The organism is Desulfococcus multivorans (assembly GCF_001854245.1).
Taxonomy (GTDB): domain Bacteria; phylum Desulfobacterota; class Desulfobacteria; order Desulfobacterales; family Desulfococcaceae; genus Desulfococcus; species Desulfococcus multivorans.
Genome location: NZ_CP015381.1, coordinates 2,104,211 through 2,124,674, shown reverse-complemented (window position 1 = coordinate 2,124,674; position 20,464 = coordinate 2,104,211). Strand labels below are relative to the sequence as shown.

Here is a 20,464-nt window from a genome sequence, read left to right as displayed (position 1 = left end):
GACTACCGTTCCAGGAACCTGCGGTTGGCCGCCTGGATCTGGTCCATGACGCTCAAGGCCACCCGTAGGGCATCCCTTCCCATCTGTCCCGTGACCTCGGGGACTTCCCGGGATCGGACCGATCGGACAAAGGCCTTCAATTCATCGTCCAGGGCATCCCCCCGGGTGAAGCAGCGCTGCTCGATGGCCATGCCGGGGATAATGCCGCCTTCCTGGCTCCCGTCCTTGCGTATAATGGTGATTTCATGCCTGGCGAAATCGACGGAGATATAGGCATTTTTCTGAAAAAGGCGGATCTTGCGTTCGTTTTTAATGGATATGCGGCTCGCCGTGACGTTGGCAACGCATCCGGTCTCGAATTCGAGGCGGGCGTTGGCGATGTCCACATGGTCGGAAACCGCGGGAATGCCGGCGGCGTGAATACTTTTGACCTCGGACTTGACCAGATTGAGAATAATGTCGATGTCGTGAATCATGAGGTCCAGCACCACGCTGACATCCGTGCACCGGCTCTTGAAAATACTGAGCCGGTGGGATTCGATGAACATGGGTTTTTCGACCACGTCTTTCAGAGCCCCCACGGCGGAGTTGAACCGCTCCAGCTGGCCGACCTGAATGATGAGGTCCCCGGCTTCGGCAATCCCGATCAGGATGTCCGCCTCCTCGAGGGTCGTCGTCATGGGTTTTTCGATGAGAACGTCGACCCCCTGTTCCAGAAAATACCGGCTGATCTCGAAATGCAGGGGTGTCGGCGCCGCGATGCTGACCGCATCCACCTTCCCGCCGAGATCGCGGTAGTCGGCATAGGCATCGGTGTGAAGGGCCGCCGCAACGGTGTCCGCCCGCGATCGGTCCGGATCGACAATCCCCACCAAGGCGACATCCGCCATGTTGGCATATTTTTCAGCATGAAATTTCCCGATGTATCCGATCCCGATCACACCGACCCGAAGCTTTTCCATATTCACCCTATCACGGATTTATTGAGGAGGCTGAAGGCTCTCCCCCTCACCGCGTGATGCCGCGTGTGGAGGACTCTATGAATTCTATGAGATGCGCCACTTCCGGAGTCGGGTCGATCTCGGCTTTCACCCGCTCCATGGCTTCGTTCATCGTCAGTCCGAAGCGAAACAGAATCCTGTAGGCTTTCTTCAATGCGGAGAGGGTCTCCTCGCTCATGCCCCGCCGTTTCAGGCCCACCTTGTTGAGGCCGTGAAGCGTGGCCCGGTCGCCGGCCGCAATCACATAGGGCGGGATGTCTTTCACCACTGCCGACTTGCCGCCGACGTAGGCGTATTTTCCGATTCTCACGAACTGATGGATGGCCACCAGGCCCCCCACCGTCACAAAGTCTTCGATGGTGATGTGGCCGGCCAGTGTCGCGCTGTTGGCCAGAATGACCTGTTTTCCCGTCTTGCAATCGTGTGCGATGTGGCAATAGGCCATCAGAAAATTCTCTTCACCCACCTCGGTAACGCCGCCGCCGAATCCCGTTCCCCGGTTGATGGTGACGAACTCCCGGATAATGGTGCCTCTTCCGATCTTCACAAAGGTCTTTTCACCTTCGAACTTGATCGCCTGGGGCGTCGCGCCGATGGAGGCGAATTGAAAGATCCGGCAATCGGGGCCGATGGTCGTGTAGGGGTCGACGGCCACATGCGGGCCGATTTCCGTGCCCGAGCCGATCACGACATGCTCGCGAATGATGGAATACGGTCCGATCTTGACGTTTGAATCGATTTCGGCCCTGGGATCGATAATAGCTGTGGGATGTATCATGACTGTTCTCCAATGGTCGCCATGACCTCGGCTTCCGCGACCCGCTTTCCGTCGACGCTCGCAACACCCGCCAGTTTTGCCGCCCTGCCGCGGGATTTGATGATCTCGATGTCGAAGATCAACTGATCGCCGGGAACGACGGGCTGTCTGAAGCGGGCCTTGTCGATGCCCATGAAATAGACGAGGGATCCGTGCTTTTCCGGCGGAAGCGATTCAATGACCAGGACGCCGCCGGCCTGTGCCATCGCCTCGAGGATCAGCACCCCCGGCATGATCGGGTTCCGAGGAAAATGTCCCTGAAAAAAGGGCTCGTTGATGGTGACGTTTTTCAGGGCTTTGACGCGTTTGCCCGGTTCGAGTTCGAGAATCCTGTCCACCAGGATGAAGGGGTACCGGTGGGGGAGGAATTTCATGATGTCCGTGACGCTGTATACGCTATCCATTTTCCTCAACCTTTTTCAGCCGTTTTTCCAGTTCGGACAGCTTCTTTTTCAATTCGGGCAGTCCGGGAATGATGCGCTGGACCCTGAGCCACAGCTTGTGGGGCATTTCCGGAGACCCCGACACCACCTCGCCGTCGGGTACGGGCCTGCCGACGCCGGCCTGGGGACCCACGACGGCATTGTCTCCGATGGTGATATGTCCGGTGATGCCTGCCTGGCCGGCGAGAACGGCATGCCTGCCGATGACGGCGCTGCCGGCGATGCCCACCTGGGCCACCAGCAACGTGTCCTCCCCGACGGTGACGTTGTGGGCCACGTGCACCAGGTTGTCGGTCTTGACGCCCCGTTGAATCCACGTTCTGCCGAAAGTGGCCCGGTCGATGGCGTTCAAGGCCCCGATCTCGACGTCGTCGTCAATCTGAACGATGCCGGTGTGCGGAATTTTGTGGTAGTGTTTTCCGTCGGGCGAAAAACCGAATCCGTCGCCGCCGATGACGGTCCCCGGGTGAATGACGACCCGGTTGCCGATGCGACACCGTGAACGGATCGTGACATTCGGATAGACCTCGACGTCATCCCCCACGATGACGTCCGACTCGATGACCACCCCCGGATGAATCCGAACCCGATCGCCGATGCGAACCCGATCGCCGATCACAGCCGATGGTCCGATGGAGACCCGAAGGCCCATCCGGACGTCTTTTCCAACGTGGGCTCCTGAGCTGATATCGTCTTTGGGCCCGGGCGCGGGGAAGAGGAGCGCGATGGCTTTGGCGAAGGCCACCGCTGGGTTGGCCGCCGCCAGCACCGTGCGCGAGCTGTCCTGAAAATCGAGGGGAACGATGACGGCGCCGGCCCGGGTTTCGCCGATGCGTTTCAGAAATTTCGGGCGCGCAGCCAACGTGATGTCTGTCTCCGCAGCCTGATCGAACGGCGCCGCACCGGTGATTTCCAGCTCCGGGTTCCCTCGAACCTCTCCGCCGACATGCCGGGCAATCTGCGCAAGGGTCTGTTTCATATGGGCTCGCCCCGCTATTTTTTGTCGTACATCTTGATCAACTGATCGGTGATGTCGATGCTGTTCGGGTGATAAAGCGCCGCGCCTTTTTCAAGGATCAGGGTGTAATTCCCCTTCTTCCCGATGTTTTCCACCAAACCGAATACCTCTTTCTGCACCCGGCGGATCACATCGACCTCATACTGTTTGAAGTCATCGGCGGATTTTTTCTGGAGGGCCTGAAAATCCATGACCTTGATCTTGAAATCCCGGGCCTTGTTTTCCCGGGCTTCGGGTTTCATCACCATGGCCTCGGCTTCCAGCTTTTCCTTTTCCGCCTCCAGTTCCTTGCCCTTTTTCATCAGGGACGATTCCAGGGATTTTCCTCTTCTCTCAATCTCCGCTTTTGCGGCTTTACCGCCGTTCGACTCCCTGAGAACCCGTTGAAAATCGATGACGCCGATCTTGAGATCGGCGGCGATTGCCCCGGTTGCCAGCAATGCGGTGATGAGTACCATCACACCTGCGATTCGATAGACTTTCAAAACAACCTCCCACGCTCTTCAGCCGCCACCGAAGGGTGACGTCTCCATGTTGTTATTGTTGTTGCACGTCATCCCGTGACGCACATCCGTTCCGATTTTCAGACAAGGCTAAAACGCGCTTCCCATGGCGAATTCCCATTTTCCGCCTTTGCTGTCGCCTTCAATGGGATCGAGCCGGTAGCCGTATTCGATTCGAATGGGTCCCATGGGTGAATACCAGCGGATCCCGCCGCCGACGCTCTGGCGCAGATCCCCGAAATCGACGGTGTCCGAGTGCGCGTATACGTTGCCGGCGTCGTAGAACACCACCCCGACCATGCCGGCCTTTTCGATCAACGGAAAAATGTATTCGGCGTTGAACTGAACGAATTTCTCGCCGCCGATCTCCGCGCCGTCCTCGTCAAACAGAGCGATATCCCGCCATCCATAACCGCGAATGGTATCGATGCCCCCCAGATAGAATTTCTCGTAGTCGGGCAGAAGCATGCCCGACGACTTGGTCACATATCCGCCGCGTCCCCGCAGGCGGCCGACGGTGTCCCAGAACAGGGGAAAGTATTGCCCCACCTCTCCGATGACCTTGGTAAAGCCGATATCGCCGCCCAGTCCGGCGTATTCGAGGCTGATCTCATGAAGACCGCCGCGGGTCGGATTGAACACCCGGTCCCTGGAGTCGTAGCGGAGGGTCGCCAGGACCGAGCTGGTGGTGTTTTCACCCTTGAGCTCCTTCACGTCCCGGGATGCATCCTCGGTGATATCCTCGATCTCGCTGACGTCGAACCGATAGCTCAGGTAGGCCCGCGTGTAGTCGAAGACGGGATAGCCGAAGCGAACGGCCCCGCCGACCGATTCCCTGTCATAGGTATCATAGTCCCGGTCCCAGTTGTAGAGATCGAAACCCGCGGACAGCGGAATATCAAACAGCCAGGGCTCCGTGAAGCTCAGGGTATATCGAGTCGTCTGGGACCCCAGCTCCCCCCTCAGCATGAGCGTCTGGCCGCGACCGAACAGATTTCGCTGCGCAATGGAACCCATGATAAAAACGTTTTCCGTGCTGCTGTACCCGCCGCCGAAGCTGAAGGTGCCGGTCGGTTTTTCGGTGACCTCGAGATCCAGGATCATCTTGTCCTCGCCGGAGCCCTTGAGGGTGTTGACCTTGACGTCCTCGAAGTAATCCAGCCGATGCAGATTGGTGATACTCCGTTTAAGCTTTCGACCGCTGTAGAGGCCGTCCTCGTTGACCGTCAGTTGGCGTCGGATGACCTTGTCCCGCGTCTTGGTGTTGCCGCTGATGTTGATCCTCTCGAACCGCACCTGCTCACCCTGGTTGATCTCGTAGATAATGTTCACCAGAAGCGACTGATCGTCTTTCTGGATCAAGGGTGCGATATCGGCATAGGCATAACCCTCGTCGGAATAAATATCCGTCAGTCGCAGGACATCCCCCCGAACCACTTCGCGGCTGTAATAGGTCTCCTTTCGGATGTTGAGGGACGCCATCAGGTCTTCTTCCGGCAAAATGAGATCCCCCCGTGCCGAGACGTCTCCAACCTTGTAACGGGAGCCTTCATCGATCTTTATCGTAATGTAGATCCAGTCGCCCTCATAGACGATCTCCGGGCTTCCGACCTTGGCGTCCACATATCCGCTGTTGTGATAAAACGACGTCAGCAGGGAAGCGTCCTGTTTGAGGTTTTCACTGCTCAATTCTCCGGACGAGGTGATCCAGGACCAAAACCCTTTTTCCGATGTCTTCATCACCTTTTTGAGGTCCGATTCGGAATAGGCCTGATTACCGATGAACTTGATTTCCTTGATGCGGACCTTCCCGCCTTCCTCCACAACGAATTCCAGATCGGCCTGGTTCTTTTCCAGAGACAGCACGTTATAATCGACCTTGACATTGTGGTAGTTCTTCTCCTTGTACATGGATTCGATCCGCTTGATGTTACTCTTGACCATGTACATGTTAAGGATCGATCCCCGCTTGATGCTGAGCGCCTCCGAGACGTCCGTGTCGTCGAAAATCCGGTTCCCCGTAATCCTCACCCGCCTGATGGTCGGTTTTTCCTTGACCTCGAAAATAATCGCCTTGCCCTGGGGCTCATCCTCGGATTTGATCTTGATATCATCGAAATACCCCATGTTGTAAACCCGTTTCAAATCCTCCGACAGGGTGCCGGGAACGAGCGCCTCCCCTTCGCGGGTGCGGATGTTTCTCTTGATGGCGTCCTCTTCGATACGCTCGTTTCCGACAACCTCGATCCGAGCCACCGTCTCCCGCTTGAAGAGTCTCAGGCTGATGTCACCGACAAGTTTTTTCACCATGACGGAAAGGTTCTCCACCCCCCGCCCTTCAGTGAAAAACAGCATCGGCTCGGTATCCTCCACCGCCGACACCATTTTGGCATCGATGCTGATGCGCTCTCCGACACGGGTCAGGCTGCCCCAGATGACCTGCTCGGCATTCCTTTCCCGGCCGAAACGCCGAATCCCCGGGATGTCGGTGACAAGCGTCTGCCGAGCCGTATCCGTCTTTTCGCCGACGGCCACAATCTCGGCCCCTTCCTGTTTGAGATAGGACGCAATGACCTCGGGAAGATTTTCTTGCAGATATTCCCGGCCCTCCCGGGCATTGATCTCGAACGGCAGCACCACGACGCGGACGGTTTCCAGTGCCCAGGCCATGCCGGGGAAAAGCAACAATATCAACAACAGCGACAGCTTCAACGGTTTCACCATGTCACGTCCCTTTCAACCTGCCAGACGTTAATCATTCCTGTTTGCCCTCTTCCATCAGACGCCCTTCCGAAAGCGTCACTCGCCGCCGCATATAGGCCGCAAGCGCGGTGCTGTGGGTGACGACGACCAGCGTCATGCCCAACTCCCGATTCAGTTCATAGAGCAGTTCATGGACGTGTTCGCTGTTTTTTTTGTCCAGGTTCCCGGTGGGTTCATCCGCCAGGAGCAGCGCGGGGGACAACACCAGTGCCCTTGCCAGAGCCACCCGCTGCTGCTCTCCTCCGGACAGCTGGTTGACCCGGTGGGTCAGGCGATTGTCCAGTCCGACCCTCACCAGCAGTTTTCTTGCCGTCTCCTCCGCCTCGCCCCTGGGTCGACCGTTGATGAGAAGCGGCATCATGGCATTCTCGAGAGCGCTGAATTCAGCGAGAAGGTGATGAAACTGGAACACGAAACCGATGGATGCGTTTCGAAAGGCGGCCAGTCGATCCGAATTGAAACGGAAAACGTTCTCGCCGTTAAAGAGCAGCGTGCCGTGATCGGGACGGTCCAGGGTTCCCAGGATGTGCAGCAGCGTTGACTTCCCTATCCCCGAAGGACCGGTGACGGCCACGGTCTCTCCCTGTTGGAGAATGAAATTCAACCCCGTCAGCACTTCAATCCGTCGGTTGTCCGTATTGAAGCCTTTGTGGATGTTGCAGCCTTGTACCAACGGTGTTTCGTGGATGAACGGGTGTCTTTTGGCGTTTTCGTCAACCATGGCGCAGCGCCTCCGATGGGTTCAGCCCGGCGGCCCGACCCGCCGGATACAAGGTCGCCAGGAGGCAGATGGCCAAAGTCGACAAACCGATCAGGACGACCATGGACCACTCCAGCTGAACCGGCAGGGTGGTGATGTAATAGACGTCCGACGGCAGTTTGACGAATTCGTACCGTTTGAGCAGAAGGCATAAGAGGGTTCCCAGCCCCCCGCCGAGAAGGGTCCCGAAAATCCCGACGGCGACGCCTTTGAATACGAATATGCGTCGAATGGCGTCGTTTGTGGCGCCCATGGCCTTTAAGATAGCGATATCCCGTGTTTTTTCCATAACCATCATGATCAGGGAGCTTGAAATATTGAAGGCCGCCACCAGGACGATCAGCGTCAGGAGGATGAACATCATGGTCTTTTCCAGCTTGAGGGCGGAGAAAAAATTCCGGTTCATCTCCATCCAGTCCCTGGCGGTGTAGGACGCGCCCAGCTCCTTCAGAATCGATTTCACGATCTTTCCCGCATCGTAGATATCGTCGACACGCATCTCGATACCGGTGACGGTCCGGCCCATGCGAAGCATCTGCTGGGCGTCTTCCAGACGAATGAACGCCAGGGAGCCGTCATATTCGTACATGCCGGTTTCGAAGATGCCGACAACCCGAAACCGCTTCATGGCGGGCATGTGCCCCACGGGCGACACCATGCCCCGAGGAGAGATCAGGTAAAGCTGGTCTTGTTCGATCACCCCCAGGGATCGGGCGAGCTCATGACCCAGAACGATGCCCGGCAAGGCCGGATCAGAACCGGCATCATCGCGCTCGAGGTCCCTCAACGCGGTCAGACCGAGGTTTTCCATCCCCTGAATCACGACATCCACGGCATTGGGATCGATCCCCCGGACAACGGACCCGGCAATGCCGACACCCGACCGCAACAGGGTCTGGGTGGTAATGAACGGCGCTGCCGATGTAACACCGTCAAACGCCTTCATACGTTCGCAGAGCCGCTGATAGTCCGTCAGCTGCCCGTCGGATCGCTCCAGCACGATATGGGGGTCGATCCCGAGAATTCTTTTTTTCAGGTCGGACTCAAAACCGGCCATCACCGCGATCACCACGATCAGGGCCATGACCCCCACCGTTACGCCCGCAACGGAAAGGAAGGTGATCAGGGAGATGAAACGATATTTCCGCCGGGCCCTGAGATAGCGTCCGGCGATGAACAGCTCAAATCCCATGACCGGACCCCGTCCGGGCCGATCCGTCCTGAAAATTCCGCCGAAGGTCAAATCGCCCTATTTCGTTTTCATGTGGGGGAAAAGAATCACCTCCCGGATGGATGCCGCATCGGTCAACAGCATAGCCAGTCGGTCGATCCCGATGCCTTCTCCGGCGGTGGGCGGCATTCCGTATTCCAGGGCTTCAATATAATCTTCATCCATGAAGTGGGCCTCCTTGTCGCCGGCATCACGATCCGCCACCTGCTGCAGAAATCGCTCTTTCTGATCTTCGGGGTCATTGAGCTCCGAAAAGCCGTTGGCGATTTCCCTCCCGGCGATAAAGAGTTCGAATCGCTCGGTCAACTCCGGCGAGGTATCACTCCGTCGTGAAAGGGGCGACACCTCCACCGGGTAGCCGGTGATGAAGGTGGGCTGGATCAGCTCGGGCTCCACGAGGGCGTCGAAAAGCTTGGTGATGACCTTTCCGAGACGGCCGGTTTTGGTCATTTTGATCCCTTTGTCCGCGGCAAGGGCGAGAAGTTTTTCCTTGTCGTTCAGGATGTCGGGAGCCACGCCGCCGATTTTTTCAAGGGATTCCGCAAGCGTCATTCGACGCCACCCTTTTGCGAAATCGATCTCGCTCCCCTGGTAGGTGATCCGGGTCGAGCCCGTCACCGTTTCCGCCACATCAGCGAACATCTCCTCGGTCAACGCCATCAGGTCGGTGAAGGTCGCGTAAGCCTGATAGAATTCGACCATGGTGAATTCGGGATTGTGCTGGGTCGATACGCCCTCGTTCCTGAAATTGCGATTGATTTCAAATACCCGCTCGAAACCGCCCACCACCAGGCGTTTGAGGTAGAGTTCCGGCGCAATGCGAAGATAGAGATCCATGCCGAGGGCATTGTGATGGGTAACGAACGGTTCGGCTTCCGCACCGCCGGGAATCGGCTGCATCATGGGGGTCTCGACCTCCAGATAGTTCCGGTCCAGAAGGAAGGTGCGCACGGCCTGGATGATCCGACTTCGTTTGACGAAAATATCCCGAACCTCGGGATTCATGATCAGATCGACATATCGTCTTCGATACCGCTTTTCCGGATCTTTCAGGCCGTGGAATTTTTCGGGCAGCGGGCGAACCGCCTTGCTGAGGAGGCGCACCTGGGAGGCCAGAAGGGTCCATTCACCGGTCTTGGTCTGAAACAGGGTACCGACCAGCCCGACAAAATCACCGACGTCCATCTGTTTGAACAGCGTATAGCCATCGGTCCCCACCTTGTCCTGCCGGACATAGGCCTGAAGCTGTCCACTCTGGTCCTTGAACCGGATAAAGGCGGATTTTCCGAAGCGGTTGACGGCCATGATGCGCCCGGCCACTGAAAAAACCGTGGTTTCCCGGGCCGCAATCCCGGGTTGGGTCTCCGAAAGCCGTCGTATGTCCAGGACTTCATGGGACACCTTGAAATCATTGGGATAGAGATTGACCCCCATTTCCTTCAGTTCCGAAATCTTCTGTTTCCGCTTCAGTAACACATCACTTTTTTCCATATCGTCGATTTACCTGTCGTCTATAGATAATTGAATCCCATGTGGGGAAAAATACGCTGGAATACAAGCGGCGAATGCTATGTCATTTAGAATGAGGTGTCAACCTTAACTTGCGGTGTCGACCGGGGTTCCGGCCGGTGGGCGATGCCATCATCCCGGTTGAGACTCGGGTCTCCGGGATGATGGGTCGATCCCCGTGAGGTCCGCCTATCGCATCCAATCCGGTATGCCGTCGTCCTTGTTGGATTCCGGCGGTTTCGGGGAGGCATCCGTCTCGGCGGCCGAGCCCTGAAGACGCGGCGGCGCGGATGGGGGTTCCGGCATGGGGGCCTGGGCCCGGCGAGGCGTATCAGATGCCTTGAAGGGTAGATATCCCGTCAGCTCCGGCTCCACGGCGGTATATCCCGCGAAGCCCAGAAACCCGGCCACATCCACAATCGCCTGACGCTCCGCCGGATCCGAAAAACCGTCCGCGGCGCTGACGTCGTACATGAAACGGATCAACAGGCGGATATCCGCCTCTTTTTTCAACTGTGCGACGGCGGCAACGCAATAGCCGTACCCGGCCAGGAAGCCGCCGGTCTCGTAAACGGAGAGGTATTTGGACAGCGTCTGGGTGATCTCCTCCTGGGTAAAAAAATTGGTGATCCCCTTTTCCGCCAGGCTGATGAGCAGCTTGTGTTCCTCGTTTGCACGATCCTTTGCATCTTTTTCGACCGTGCCGGTGTTCATGATGAGCACGGAGCCCGCAATCACCGCCTCGAAAAGATCCTGGTTCAAGCGCCGATCGATCTTGTTCTTGGTTTCGGTCGCCTTGCGTCTGGCGACCTCCGTTGCCGTTGACAATCCCTCTTTAAGCCGGGTCACGATATCTCTCATTGTCTTACCTCGCTCACTTGCCCTTCCAGACGGGCTTCCGCTTTTCAAGAAAAGCGCTGATCCCCTCCCGGGCATCCTCGGTGGTGCAGAGCCGGGCAAACAGCTCGGCATTATAGGTAAACCGCCGTGAAAACGGCATTTCCTGCATCTTGTAATAAAATTCCTTCCCCATGCGGACGGCCGTCGGGCTTTTGTCGGCCAGCTTGCGCGCCAGCGCCAGGGTCTCCTCCTCGAGCTTGTCGGCCGGGACGACCTTGTTGACCAGGCCCAGGGCTTCAGCCTCCCGCGCGTTGATCATGTCCCCCGAGAGGAGCATCTCCATGGTCTTTTTCTTCCCCAGCCGGTCTGCGATGGGAATGATGGGGCCCGTGCAGAGAAGGCCGACGTTGATGGCGGTGGTGCCGATCTGGGTATCATCTGAAATGACGGCGAAATCGGCGGCGAACACCAGGCCGGCCCCGTTGGCCACCGCGTACTTGTGGGCCATGGCAATGACCGGCTTTTTCATACCGGCGATGACGGCGTGCATCTTCTCCATCAGGGAGATCCATTCGTGGTATTCCGTTGCGGTTTTACCGGGATATTCCGTGATGTCGATGCCGGTGGAAAAGACCTTTCCGGCCCCTTTGACGATGACGACCCGAATGCTCTCGTCCGCGTCCAGTTCCGCCAGCGCCGCGTTCATTTCCCGTGCCATTTGAGAGGAGAATGTATTGAACTGTTCCGGTCGATTGAGGGTAATCATGCCGATATCGCCGTCTCTGTTCAAGATAACCGTTTCAAACGCCATTTGTGCCTCCTTCAAGTTTGATGTCTTCGTAAATCGCGGACATTCACGCCCATGGGTTTCAGCGTGTCGACCATGGGCCGTCCAAACAGAAAATCCGTCATCCGGGTGCCGGTAAGCCCCTTTTCCACCACCAATTGTCTCAGGCTGCCGTCGTAGCGCACCATGGTGCGAAGCCTTTCCAGGGATGCAGCCTCCCCCTGCCGAATCCCGGCGACAAGGGATCCGATCTCTTCGTAACCGCAGCGGGCCTGGTGGTCAAGCACCAGATCCCAGAGTCCCGGCACGCCGCCGATCAGATCTTTCCGGGTCAGCCGATCCGATCGGTACATCGCCTCGATTGCCGTTGTATCCCAACACTTCAGTATTCGGCATTCCACGGGCCTGTCGCCGTATATCCGGCACCCCTTCAGGACATCGTCGTAATACAGACACGCCCAGGTGTCCCCGGCGCCTTTGATCTTGATCAGATCGTCGGAAACCGGAAAGACGGCCCCTGCGATATTGTCGTAGGCCGGCTCCCCCCTGCGGATCGTGTAAAGGTGGTTCAGCGGAATAATCCCTTCATCCACGAGACGTCGATCCGCTCTGTGGAGCGTCGGCCCGCCCTTTTTGCAGCAAACCCCGCACCGTCGGCATTCCCTGACGATTCGATCACCCATGGCGCGTCACACGTCCCCTTTCCCGAGGCCCCGTCTCTTGAGGCCGGCCGTCAAGCCGCATCCGCAAATCCTTGAAATTCTCCTGCCGACACCAACGGGTTTATATAGCACAAGAGAACAGGGATTCAATGAATAAATGAGGGTTTTGGGAAATAGGCTGAAGACTGAAGACTGAAGGGGTGCGTCTGCGGCGAAAGAGGCTTTGCACCCCTTCCGGCTTCGGTTTTCCGCCCTCCGCCCTCCGTCCTCCGCTCTCTGTCTTCAACCTTTAGCCTTCTGTCTTCAGCCTTCAGCCGCCCTTAAGCCTCTAAAATTCCCCCGCTGCGCATAGAGGCATTGACATTTCGATGGGTTTGGTCTACGGTCTATCCGTTGATGTATCATCATATTTATAGACCACAATCTGTTTGTCAAATATCGAGGTCGGCTATCAAGATCATATCCTTCCCCAGAGACATGCAGGCCTTTGCCGACCAGGCAAGGCGCCAGGGCGGAACCATCGCCTTCATCCCCACCATGGGATTCCTTCACGAGGGACACCTCTCTCTCATTCGGGAAGGGTGCCGACACGGAGACGAGGTGGTGGTCAGCATCTTCGTCAACCCAACGCAGTTCGGTCCCGGTGAGGATCTCGACACCTATCCGAGGGCGTTTGAACGCGACTGTGAATTGGCCGAAAAGGCCGGTGCGACACTGATTTTTCATCCGAACCGCGAGGATCTGTACGGCGAAAACTACCAGACCTATGTAACCCTCGAAAAACTCCCGTTTCATCTCTGCGGGTTGTCCCGGCCGGTGTTCTTCAGAGGGGTGGCGACGGTGGTCACCAAGCTGTTCAATATCGTCAAGCCCCACGTCGCCGTTTTCGGTGAAAAGGACTATCAGCAGCTGATGGTCATCCGCCGCATGGTCCGCGACCTCAACTTCGACATCCGGATCATTGGCGGGCCCATCGTACGGGAACATGACGGGTTGGCCATGAGTTCCCGGAACAGCTACCTTTCGCCCGAAGAGCGGAAACGCGCCCTGTGTCTGTCCCAGGCCCTCAATCAGGCCGGAAAGATGGTGCAGGCGGGTGTCCGAAACGTTTCCGAGCTCATCGCCGCCGCGCGAAAAATCATCGAGGTCCATCCCGATGCCGTCATCGATTATATTGAAATCTTCGATCCGGAGACCATCGAATCCCTCACCGTCGTTGACAGTCCGGCCCGCATGGCTCTGGCCGTCAAGATTGGGAAAACCCGCCTCATTGACAATACCCTTTTAACACCATAATATCGCCGTCTCCGGCCTCCCGCCCTGAAAAACGACCGGCGGCATGAGCGTCCGGTGAAAACGAGCGGTACCCAGATCGAGAGAAGAAGGAGAGTTACGCATGCCCGATAGCTACTATTTTACCTCTGAATCGGTAACCGAAGGTCATCCCGACAAGGTTGCCGACGCCATATCCGATGCCATTCTGGATGCCATCATGGCACAGGACAAACGCTGCCGCGTGGCTTGTGAGACCCTGGTCACCACCGGTATGGCCGTCATTGCCGGAGAGATCACCACCGACTGCTACGTCGATATGCCTCAGGTGGTGCGGGAAACCATCCGGGACATCGGATATCACTCCTCCCAGATGGGGTTTGACTGGCAAACCTGCGCCGTTCTGACCAGCATCGACCATCAGTCTCCGGACATCGCCCAGGGGGTGAATCAAGGCGAAGGCCTCTTCAAGGACCAGGGCGCGGGGGATCAGGGGCTGATGTTCGGCTTCGCATCCGACGAAACCGAAGAGCTCATGCCCATGCCCATCACCTATGCCCACAAGTTGACCCGCCGCCTGGCAAAGGTCCGAAAGAACGGCGCCCTCGACTTTCTGAGACCCGACGGCAAGGCCCAGGTCACCATCGAGTACGAAAACGGCACCCCGAAACGGGTCGACACCATTGTCATCGCGGCCCAGCACAAGCCCGACGTCACCTACGATCAGCTCCGGGAAGCCGTCATCGAAGAGGTCATCAAAAAGGTCATCCCCAAAAGCATGATCGACGGAGACACACGATATTTCATCAACTCCACCGGCAAATTCGTCATCGGCGGCCCCATGGGCGACTGCGGCCTCACCGGACGCAAGATCATCGTGGACACCTACGGCGGCCAGGGCAGCCACGGCGGCGGGTGCTTTTCGGGAAAAGACCCCTCCAAGGTGGACCGGAGCGCATCCTACATGGCACGCCACGTAGCCAAGAACATTGTGGCGGCGGGCCTCGCGAAAAAATGCGAAGTTCAGATGGCCTATGCCATCGGCGTGGCGGAACCGGTTTCCATTCTGGTGGACATGATGGGAACTGGCAAGATTCCCACGAAGGTTGCCCGCGACATCATCCTGGACACCTTTGATCTCCGACCGGCCGCCATCATCGAGTATCTGGACCTCCTGAAGCCCATTTTCCACAATACCGCCGCTTACGGTCATTTCGGCCGGAACGAGCCCGGATTTACCTGGGAAGAGACCCACATGGCGGAAACGCTCCGGAACAAAGCCGGCGTGTAGCGCAGAAAGGAAAAGCTTATGACAGCGACCCACATCAAAACGGAATCAACCCGCTGCATGCCCCTGGACCTCTCCCTGCCATACAAGGTCGCCGACATGGGCTTGGCGGACTACGGCAACAAGGAGATGCAGCTTGCGGAGAATGAAATGCCCGGCCTCATGGCCGTACGCGAGAAGTACGGCGCTGAAAAGCCCCTGTCGGGCCTCAAGGTCACCGGCAGCCTCCACATGACCATCCAGACGGCCATGCTCATCGAGACCCTGAAGATCCTGGGCGCCGATATTCGGTGGGCAAGCTGCAATATCTTCTCCACCCAGGATCATGCGGCGGCGGCCATCGCCAAAAACGGATCGGCCGCGGTATTCGCCTGGAAAGGAGAGAATCTCGCAGAATATTGGTGGTGCACGGAGCAGGCCCTCACCTGGCCCGACGGTTCCGGACCGGACCTTATCGTGGATGACGGCGGAGACGCCACCATGTTCGTTCACCAGGGCGTGGCCGTGGAAAAAGACCCGTCTCTTCCGGATCGGCAATACGACAGCAAGGACATGATCTGCCTCATGGACCGTATGCGACTGAGCCTTGAAAGGGATCCCGGCCGTTGGACGCGGGCGGTTCGAAACATCCGCGGCGTTTCCGAGGAGACCACCACCGGCGTTCATCGCCTTTATCAGCTCTCCGAGAAAAAAGAACTGCTGTTTCCGGCGTTCAACGTCAATGACTCCGTCACCAAGTCCAAGTTCGACAACCTTTACGGATGCCGCGAGTCTCTGGCCGACGGCATTAAACGGGCCACCGACGTGATGCTCGCCGGAAAGGTGGTGGTGGTGTGCGGCTACGGCGACGTGGGGAAAGGATGCGCGCATTCCATGCGGGGATACGGCGCCCGGGTGCTCATCACCGAAATCGATCCCATCTGCGCCCTTCAGGCCGCCATGGAAGGATTTGAAGTAGTGACGATGACGGATGCCGCCCCCGTCGGAGATATCTTCGTCACGGCCACGGGATGCTACCATGTCGTGATCGGCGAGCACATGGAGCAGATGAAAAACGAGGCCATCCTCTGCAATATCGGCCATTTCGACAATGAGATCGACATGAACTACCTGGAGGACACCCCGGAGTGCACCTGTGAGAACATCAAGCCCCAGGTGGACAAATGGACCCTCAGGTCCGGTCGGACGATTCTCGTGCTGGCGGAAGGCCGGCTGGTGAATCTCGGCTGTGCCACGGGCCATCCGAGCTTCGTCATGAGCAACAGCTTCACCAACCAGTGCCTGGCCCAGATCGAACTGGCCACCCGGAAATATGACATCGGCGTCTACACCCTTCCCAAAAAACTGGACGAGGAGGTGGCCCGCCTTCATCTGGCAAAACTGGGGGTTCGCCTGACCCGCCTCAACGCCTTCCAGGCCGAATATCTCGGGGTTCCGGTGGACGGCCCGTTCAAGCCGGACCACTACCGGTATTAGACGCGTCGTATCGGAACACACTGCACACCCGGAGGCCCCGGACGATGTTCGTCCGGGGCCTTTTTCAGATGCTGTTGTACATATCGTTTTCCATCGCTTCCAACGGACAACCTGGAGGTCCGCAGCTTCATTAAACCGCAGCATCGAGTGCAATGAAAAAAGAATATCTGCTCGGCCTGTTGACTGTCCTCCTCTGGTCAACCTCCGCCACCGCCTTCAAGCTGACCCTCGGGTACATGGATCCCGTTCAATTGCTTTTCTACGCGACATTGGCCTCCACAGTGGTGGTGTGGGCGATTCTGGCCGTCCAGGGAAAAACCATGCTGATCTTTTCCCTCAAGCCCCGGGAGTACCGGATTTTTCTGGGGCTGGGATTTCTGAATCCCTTTGTTTATTATCTCATGCTGTTCAAAGCATACGCGCACCTTCCCGCCCAGGTTGCCCAGCCCATCAATTACACCTGGCCCGTCATGCTTTCCCTGTTGTCGGTTCCCCTCCTCGGGCAGCGGCTGACCCGCATCGATCTGACGGCGACCCTCGTCTGCTATTCGGGCGTGGTGCTCGTATCGACAAAGGGGAGCCTGGCAGGGTTCAGATCCCTCGATCCGATCGGTATAATTCTGGCGGTTTCATGCACCGTCATATGGGCGCTCTACTGGATCTGCAGCATCCGCATTAAGGCGGAGCCGATCGTCGGGCTGTTTCTCTGCTTCGTTTTCAGCCTTCCCTTTACGGCTGCGAGCTGCATCCTCTTCTCGCAGCTATGGGTGCCGGATGTCATGGGGCTTCCGGGTGCCGCCTGGGTGGGATGTTTTGAAATGGGCATTACCTTCGTGACCTGGCTCACGGCCCTTAAATTGAGCGACAACGCCGGCAGGGTCGCCAATCTCATTTTCCTCACGCCGTTCGTATCCCTCGTGTTTATCCATTTTCTGCTGGGAGAGACGATTTATGTCACCACATTTGCCGGCCTGGTGCTGATCGTTTCCGGCCTGCTGATGCAGAAGATCATGGCCGCCGGCCCATGATCGCCGAAAGTTGAGGAACTCAATTTTCGACTTTCATAGGCCTGTACCCGGTCACCATCATAACAGTCGAAAGTTGAGGAGAAAGAAAAAAAGCCGCTTTTGACTTAAATCAACGCGGAATTATCCTTTGTGCAGTATACAGCTTCACATCATCTGAAGATCTGGGACTGAAGGAAGTCGGACGGCCCGCCGGCCGGAGGCGCCCCTCTTCAGTCTTCAGCCCAACCCCCTGATAAAGGAGAATCCATGAAAACCGTAAGAAAAATACTTGAAATAGACGAAGAGAAGTGCGACGGCTGCGGGCAATGTGTTCCGGGATGCGCCGAAGGGGCGCTCAGGATAATTGACGGCAAGGCCCGCATCGTGGAGGATCGGTTGTGCGACGGGCTTGGCGCCTGTATCGGTGAGTGCCCCCAGGGAGCGCTTCACATCATCGAGCGGGAGGCCGATGAATTCGACGAGGAGGCGGTACAGGCCTATCTGGAGGATGTGGCGAAAGCGGCTGAACAAGCCCCTGCTTCGGGCTGCGGCTGCCCATCGGCCCAGGTTCAGGTCCTGGCCCCCTTTTCCGCCTCAAAGGCCGCACCGTCGCCGGCATCGACGGCCGGTGAAATTCCCTCCGCGCTGACCCACTGGCCGATCCAGATCCGTTTGATTCCCCCGAACGCGCCGTTTCTCAGGAACGCAGACCTTCTGATACTGGCCGATTGCTCGGCCGTCGCCTTTCCCATGGTTCACCAGAAACTCCTGAAGGGGAAGGTCGTGATGATGGGATGCCCGAAGTTTGATGACGCCCAAGACTACACGGAACGTTTCAAAGCCATCTTTGAACAGGCGGAGATCAACAGCGTCACGGTGGTATTCATGGAGGTCCCCTGCTGTTCGGCCCTCCCCTCGATCGTCCGAAAAGGGATGGATAAAGCCGGCAGGAAGATTCCGTACCTGGAGATGGTCGTCGGCCGGAAAGGCGAGATCATCGGCTGAAACGAAACGTTCGGCCTTCGTTTCGCAGGCACAGGACGAAGGCCGACGATCAGGTCTGCCGTTGCTTGTGTTTGGCCGACAGGATCGGGGTGTTGACCACCAGCGCGGAGAGATCGTCCGATCGTCGGATGTCGAGCTTGAAAGCCTCCTGATCGATCTCGAAGTAGCGGGATATCACCTCGACCATATCCTTGTGGAGGTTTTTGATGATCTCATCGGAAACCTCCAGTTTATCATATATCAGTGCGAATTTAAGGCGTTTTTTGGCGACATCCTTACTGGTGTCGTCTTTTTTGCCGATCATCTTTCGAAAAAAGCCGTTTAGCATAAGGCCCCCCTATCTCCCAAGACCGAGTTTGTTGCGAATTCTTTTGAAAAACCCTCCCTGGGCCTCTGGGACCTGTATCGGAAGATCTTCATGCCCGTTCAGGCGCATGGCAATACGGCGAAACGCTTCCCCTGCCTTGGACCCCTTCTGCAATGCCAACGGAATACCGGTATTGGTGGCCACCACCACCTGATCGTCCATCTCCACCAGCCCGATGAGCTCGATCGAGAGGACATCCACCATATCGAGATGACTCAGCATATCCCCCCTCGCGACCATTTCGGGAACGATTCGATTGACCACGAGCTTGGGGGTGATGGAGCGGGCGTAGAGAAGACCGATCACGCGATCCGCATCCCGGACCGCGGATACCTCGGGAGTGCAGATCACCAGCGCTTCGTCGGCGGCGGCCACGGAGTTCTCGAACCCCCTCTCGATCCCCGCGGGACAGTCCATGAGAATAAAGTCGAACTCTTTTCTGAGCTGTTCGCTGAAGATGATCATGTCGTCGGGCGTCAGAGCATCCTTGTTGTCGCTCTGAGATGCGGGAATCAGAAAAAGATTCTCCACCCGCCTGTCTCGAATGGCCGCCTGTTTCAGCTGACACTTGGACTTGACCGCATCAACGACGTTAAACACGATCCGATTTTCCAAGCCCATCACGACGTCCAGGTTCCGGAGCCCGATGTCCATATCGACGACGGCAACCCGTTTTCCTTCCAGTGCCAGTGCGGCGCCGATGGAAGCGGTGGCCGTGGTTTTACCCACACCCCCCTTGCCAGAAGTGACAACAATGATTTTCCCGTCCAATGTTTGACCTCATATACTGTATGAATTGATCTTCGTAATACGGTGCATCTCATCGCACCTGCGGCCACGGCAACCGTCCGAACGGATTGACTTCCAGGTAGTTATCCACCACAATGGTTCCGTTTTCAACGTGGGCGAACTCAGCGATTTTTTCAGGGGAAGAAGGAAGCCCCGCCGCGACAAAACTGCCGATCTGTATCTGCGTCGGTCGGAAGTCCAGCGCAAACACGATGTTTTTTTCATTTTCGGGTTGGCCCGCGATGGCGGTTCCCATCAGACTCCCCAGAATAACCACGTCTCCCCCGGCGATCACCTCGGCGCCGGGGTTGACATCCCCCATGATGATCAGATGCCTTTCAGCGACGACCCGCTGGCCCGATCTCACCCGGCCGGCCAACATGAGCACATCCGTGCTGTGATGATGCCAGGATTGCTCCATGTCCCGAATTCGCATGCGCTCTTCCGGAAGAATCGACCGTTTGACAATCCTGTTTTTTTTCTCAGCGCGTATAATCGAACTCACGCCGTAAGTGTCTTTTATATAGGTTCCGAGTGTGTCAAACAACTCATCATGCCCTTCGCCGACATCGATGGTGACGGCGCCGTCAATCACCTGCTCTTTCAACTCACTGAGAAGTCTGGTGATCTCTTGAATAAGATCTTCATTGCTTTCCGTGGGATCGACGATGATACAGAGGTTTTTTCCGACACCCTTGAGCCTGATCGGTGTTTTCTCCTGATCCATGTTTTTCATCCACCTTCACCGTAAACGCTTGCCGCCGGCACATTCCCGCCAGTTGAGCGGGCATCCTGCTGAAATAACTCTTCCGGACTATAAAGAAGATCGGATATCCTGTCAATAATTGCATTTGCATCAACCGCACTGAAAGTTCCCGCTGTGTTTTTCCCGGACACCTGCCGGATCCGCGCAAATATGACTTTAT

The 20,464-nt window shown here is 57.2% G+C and carries 20 protein-coding genes; 5 read left to right on the top strand and 15 right to left on the bottom strand.

Annotated features, from left to right (window positions below):
* Positions 1 to 2: 2 nt before the first annotated feature.
* From dmul_RS09285 to dmul_RS09230, 12 genes are all read right to left on the bottom strand, one after another.
* The gene (locus dmul_RS09285) at positions 3 to 962 is read right to left on the bottom strand and encodes a Gfo/Idh/MocA family protein (protein ID WP_020878233.1); all 960 of its coding nucleotides are present in this window, start codon (positions 960 to 962) and stop codon (positions 3 to 5) included.
* Positions 963 to 1,008: 46 nt separating this feature from the next.
* The gene (gene lpxA, locus dmul_RS09280; RefSeq protein ID WP_020878232.1) at positions 1,009 to 1,779 is read right to left on the bottom strand and encodes an acyl-ACP--UDP-N-acetylglucosamine O-acyltransferase; all 771 of its coding nucleotides are present in this window, start codon (positions 1,777 to 1,779) and stop codon (positions 1,009 to 1,011) included.
* Positions 1,776 to 2,222: a 3-hydroxyacyl-ACP dehydratase FabZ gene (gene fabZ / locus dmul_RS09275; RefSeq protein WP_020878231.1), complete on the bottom strand. Its 447-nt coding sequence runs from the start codon at positions 2,220 to 2,222 to the stop codon at positions 1,776 to 1,778. Before fabZ ends, lpxA begins: the two co-directional genes overlap by 4 nt.
* Positions 2,215 to 3,240, bottom strand: a complete 1,026-nt coding sequence (gene lpxD, locus dmul_RS09270) for a UDP-3-O-(3-hydroxymyristoyl)glucosamine N-acyltransferase (RefSeq protein ID WP_020878230.1) — start codon at positions 3,238 to 3,240, stop codon at positions 2,215 to 2,217. The genes fabZ and lpxD overlap by 8 nt, the downstream gene beginning before the upstream one ends.
* A gap of 14 nt (positions 3,241 to 3,254) precedes the next feature.
* Positions 3,255 to 3,764: an OmpH/Skp family outer membrane protein gene (locus tag dmul_RS09265; protein ID WP_020878229.1), complete on the bottom strand. Its 510-nt coding sequence runs from the start codon at positions 3,762 to 3,764 to the stop codon at positions 3,255 to 3,257.
* A 108-nt stretch (positions 3,765 to 3,872) separates the two neighbouring features.
* Positions 3,873 to 6,506 (bottom strand): outer membrane protein assembly factor BamA, encoded by a 2,634-nt coding sequence (bamA, locus tag dmul_RS09260; protein ID WP_020878228.1) that lies wholly within the window; start codon positions 6,504 to 6,506, stop codon positions 3,873 to 3,875.
* A 31-nt stretch (positions 6,507 to 6,537) separates the two neighbouring features.
* On the bottom strand, positions 6,538 to 7,266 hold the full coding sequence (locus dmul_RS09255) for an ABC transporter ATP-binding protein (RefSeq protein WP_020878227.1): 729 nt from the start codon (positions 7,264 to 7,266) through the stop codon (positions 6,538 to 6,540).
* Positions 7,259 to 8,497 carry a lipoprotein-releasing ABC transporter permease subunit gene (locus dmul_RS09250; RefSeq protein WP_040416397.1) on the bottom strand — a complete coding sequence of 413 codons (1,239 nt, stop codon included), beginning with the start codon at positions 8,495 to 8,497 and terminating at the stop codon, positions 7,259 to 7,261. Before dmul_RS09250 ends, dmul_RS09255 begins: the two co-directional genes overlap by 8 nt.
* 57 nt (positions 8,498 to 8,554) lie before the next feature.
* The gene (lysS, locus tag dmul_RS09245; RefSeq protein ID WP_020878225.1) at positions 8,555 to 10,027 is read right to left on the bottom strand and encodes a lysine--tRNA ligase; all 1,473 of its coding nucleotides are present in this window, start codon (positions 10,025 to 10,027) and stop codon (positions 8,555 to 8,557) included.
* Between the two features lie 207 nt (positions 10,028 to 10,234).
* Positions 10,235 to 10,906 carry a tellurite resistance TerB family protein gene (locus tag dmul_RS09240; RefSeq protein ID WP_020878224.1) on the bottom strand — a complete coding sequence of 224 codons (672 nt, stop codon included), beginning with the start codon at positions 10,904 to 10,906 and terminating at the stop codon, positions 10,235 to 10,237.
* Between the two features lie 13 nt (positions 10,907 to 10,919).
* On the bottom strand, positions 10,920 to 11,696 hold the full coding sequence (locus dmul_RS09235; protein ID WP_020878223.1) for an enoyl-CoA hydratase/isomerase family protein: 777 nt from the start codon (positions 11,694 to 11,696) through the stop codon (positions 10,920 to 10,922).
* An 11-nt stretch (positions 11,697 to 11,707) separates the two neighbouring features.
* Positions 11,708 to 12,355, bottom strand: a complete 648-nt coding sequence (locus dmul_RS09230) for a YkgJ family cysteine cluster protein (protein WP_040416374.1) — start codon at positions 12,353 to 12,355, stop codon at positions 11,708 to 11,710.
* 429 nt (positions 12,356 to 12,784) lie between these two features.
* On the opposite strand from dmul_RS09230, the gene panC reads away from it, so the two are divergent.
* From panC to dmul_RS09205, 5 genes are all read left to right on the top strand, one after another.
* On the top strand, positions 12,785 to 13,630 hold the full coding sequence (panC, locus tag dmul_RS09225; RefSeq protein ID WP_040416394.1) for a pantoate--beta-alanine ligase: 846 nt from the start codon (positions 12,785 to 12,787) through the stop codon (positions 13,628 to 13,630).
* Positions 13,631 to 13,730: 100 nt separating this feature from the next.
* A complete protein-coding gene (gene metK / locus dmul_RS09220; RefSeq protein ID WP_020878220.1) occupies positions 13,731 to 14,897 on the top strand; it encodes a methionine adenosyltransferase in 1,167 nt (388 codons plus the stop codon).
* Between the two features lie 18 nt (positions 14,898 to 14,915).
* Entirely contained in the window at positions 14,916 to 16,370 is a 1,455-nt protein-coding gene (gene ahcY, locus dmul_RS09215) for an adenosylhomocysteinase (RefSeq protein ID WP_020878219.1), read from the top strand.
* Between the two features lie 152 nt (positions 16,371 to 16,522).
* A complete protein-coding gene (locus dmul_RS09210; protein ID WP_020878218.1) occupies positions 16,523 to 17,398 on the top strand; it encodes a DMT family transporter in 876 nt (291 codons plus the stop codon).
* 246 nt (positions 17,399 to 17,644) lie between these two features.
* Positions 17,645 to 18,382 carry an ATP-binding protein gene (locus dmul_RS09205; protein ID WP_020878217.1) on the top strand — a complete coding sequence of 246 codons (738 nt, stop codon included), beginning with the start codon at positions 17,645 to 17,647 and terminating at the stop codon, positions 18,380 to 18,382.
* Positions 18,383 to 18,431: 49 nt separating this feature from the next.
* Here the strand turns inward: dmul_RS09205 and minE are convergent, their stop codons facing one another.
* From minE to dmul_RS09190, 3 genes are read right to left on the bottom strand one after another with little or no spacing between them, the layout of a single operon-like run.
* Positions 18,432 to 18,710 (bottom strand): cell division topological specificity factor MinE, encoded by a 279-nt coding sequence (minE, locus tag dmul_RS09200; RefSeq protein WP_020878216.1) that lies wholly within the window; start codon positions 18,708 to 18,710, stop codon positions 18,432 to 18,434.
* 9 nt (positions 18,711 to 18,719) lie between these two features.
* On the bottom strand, positions 18,720 to 19,520 hold the full coding sequence (gene minD / locus dmul_RS09195; RefSeq protein ID WP_020878215.1) for a septum site-determining protein MinD: 801 nt from the start codon (positions 19,518 to 19,520) through the stop codon (positions 18,720 to 18,722).
* 49 nt (positions 19,521 to 19,569) lie between these two features.
* Positions 19,570 to 20,274, bottom strand: a complete 705-nt coding sequence (locus tag dmul_RS09190) for a septum site-determining protein MinC (RefSeq protein WP_040416373.1) — start codon at positions 20,272 to 20,274, stop codon at positions 19,570 to 19,572.
* Positions 20,275 to 20,464: the final 190 nt, after the last annotated feature.

Excerpts from the sequence above, each read along its gene's own strand:
- lysS (WP_020878225.1), bottom strand. The coding sequence starts at position 10,027 with ATGGAAAAAAGTGATGTGTTACTGAAGCGGAAACAGAAGATTTCGGAA.
- dmul_RS09250 (WP_040416397.1), bottom strand. The coding sequence starts at position 8,497 with ATGGGATTTGAGCTGTTCATCGCCGGACGCTATCTCAGGGCCCGGCGG.
- fabZ (WP_020878231.1), bottom strand. The coding sequence starts at position 2,222 with ATGGATAGCGTATACAGCGTCACGGACATCATGAAATTCCTCCCCCAC.
- lpxD (WP_020878230.1), bottom strand. The coding sequence starts at position 3,240 with ATGAAACAGACCCTTGCGCAGATTGCCCGGCATGTCGGCGGAGAGGTT.
- ahcY (WP_020878219.1), top strand. The coding sequence starts at position 14,916 with ATGACAGCGACCCACATCAAAACGGAATCAACCCGCTGCATGCCCCTG.
- dmul_RS09255 (WP_020878227.1), bottom strand. The coding sequence starts at position 7,266 with ATGGTTGACGAAAACGCCAAAAGACACCCGTTCATCCACGAAACACCG.
- lpxA (WP_020878232.1), bottom strand. The coding sequence starts at position 1,779 with ATGATACATCCCACAGCTATTATCGATCCCAGGGCCGAAATCGATTCA.
- minE (WP_020878216.1), bottom strand. The coding sequence starts at position 18,710 with ATGCTAAACGGCTTTTTTCGAAAGATGATCGGCAAAAAAGACGACACC.
- metK (WP_020878220.1), top strand. The coding sequence starts at position 13,731 with ATGCCCGATAGCTACTATTTTACCTCTGAATCGGTAACCGAAGGTCAT.
- bamA (WP_020878228.1), bottom strand. The coding sequence starts at position 6,506 with ATGGTGAAACCGTTGAAGCTGTCGCTGTTGTTGATATTGTTGCTTTTC.
- dmul_RS09190 (WP_040416373.1), bottom strand. The coding sequence starts at position 20,274 with ATGAAAAACATGGATCAGGAGAAAACACCGATCAGGCTCAAGGGTGTC.
- dmul_RS09240 (WP_020878224.1), bottom strand. The coding sequence starts at position 10,906 with ATGAGAGATATCGTGACCCGGCTTAAAGAGGGATTGTCAACGGCAACG.
- dmul_RS09205 (WP_020878217.1), top strand. The coding sequence starts at position 17,645 with ATGAAAACCGTAAGAAAAATACTTGAAATAGACGAAGAGAAGTGCGAC.
- dmul_RS09285 (WP_020878233.1), bottom strand. The coding sequence starts at position 962 with ATGGAAAAGCTTCGGGTCGGTGTGATCGGGATCGGATACATCGGGAAA.
- dmul_RS09230 (WP_040416374.1), bottom strand. The coding sequence starts at position 12,355 with ATGGGTGATCGAATCGTCAGGGAATGCCGACGGTGCGGGGTTTGCTGC.
- dmul_RS09235 (WP_020878223.1), bottom strand. The coding sequence starts at position 11,696 with ATGGCGTTTGAAACGGTTATCTTGAACAGAGACGGCGATATCGGCATG.
- dmul_RS09210 (WP_020878218.1), top strand. The coding sequence starts at position 16,523 with ATGAAAAAAGAATATCTGCTCGGCCTGTTGACTGTCCTCCTCTGGTCA.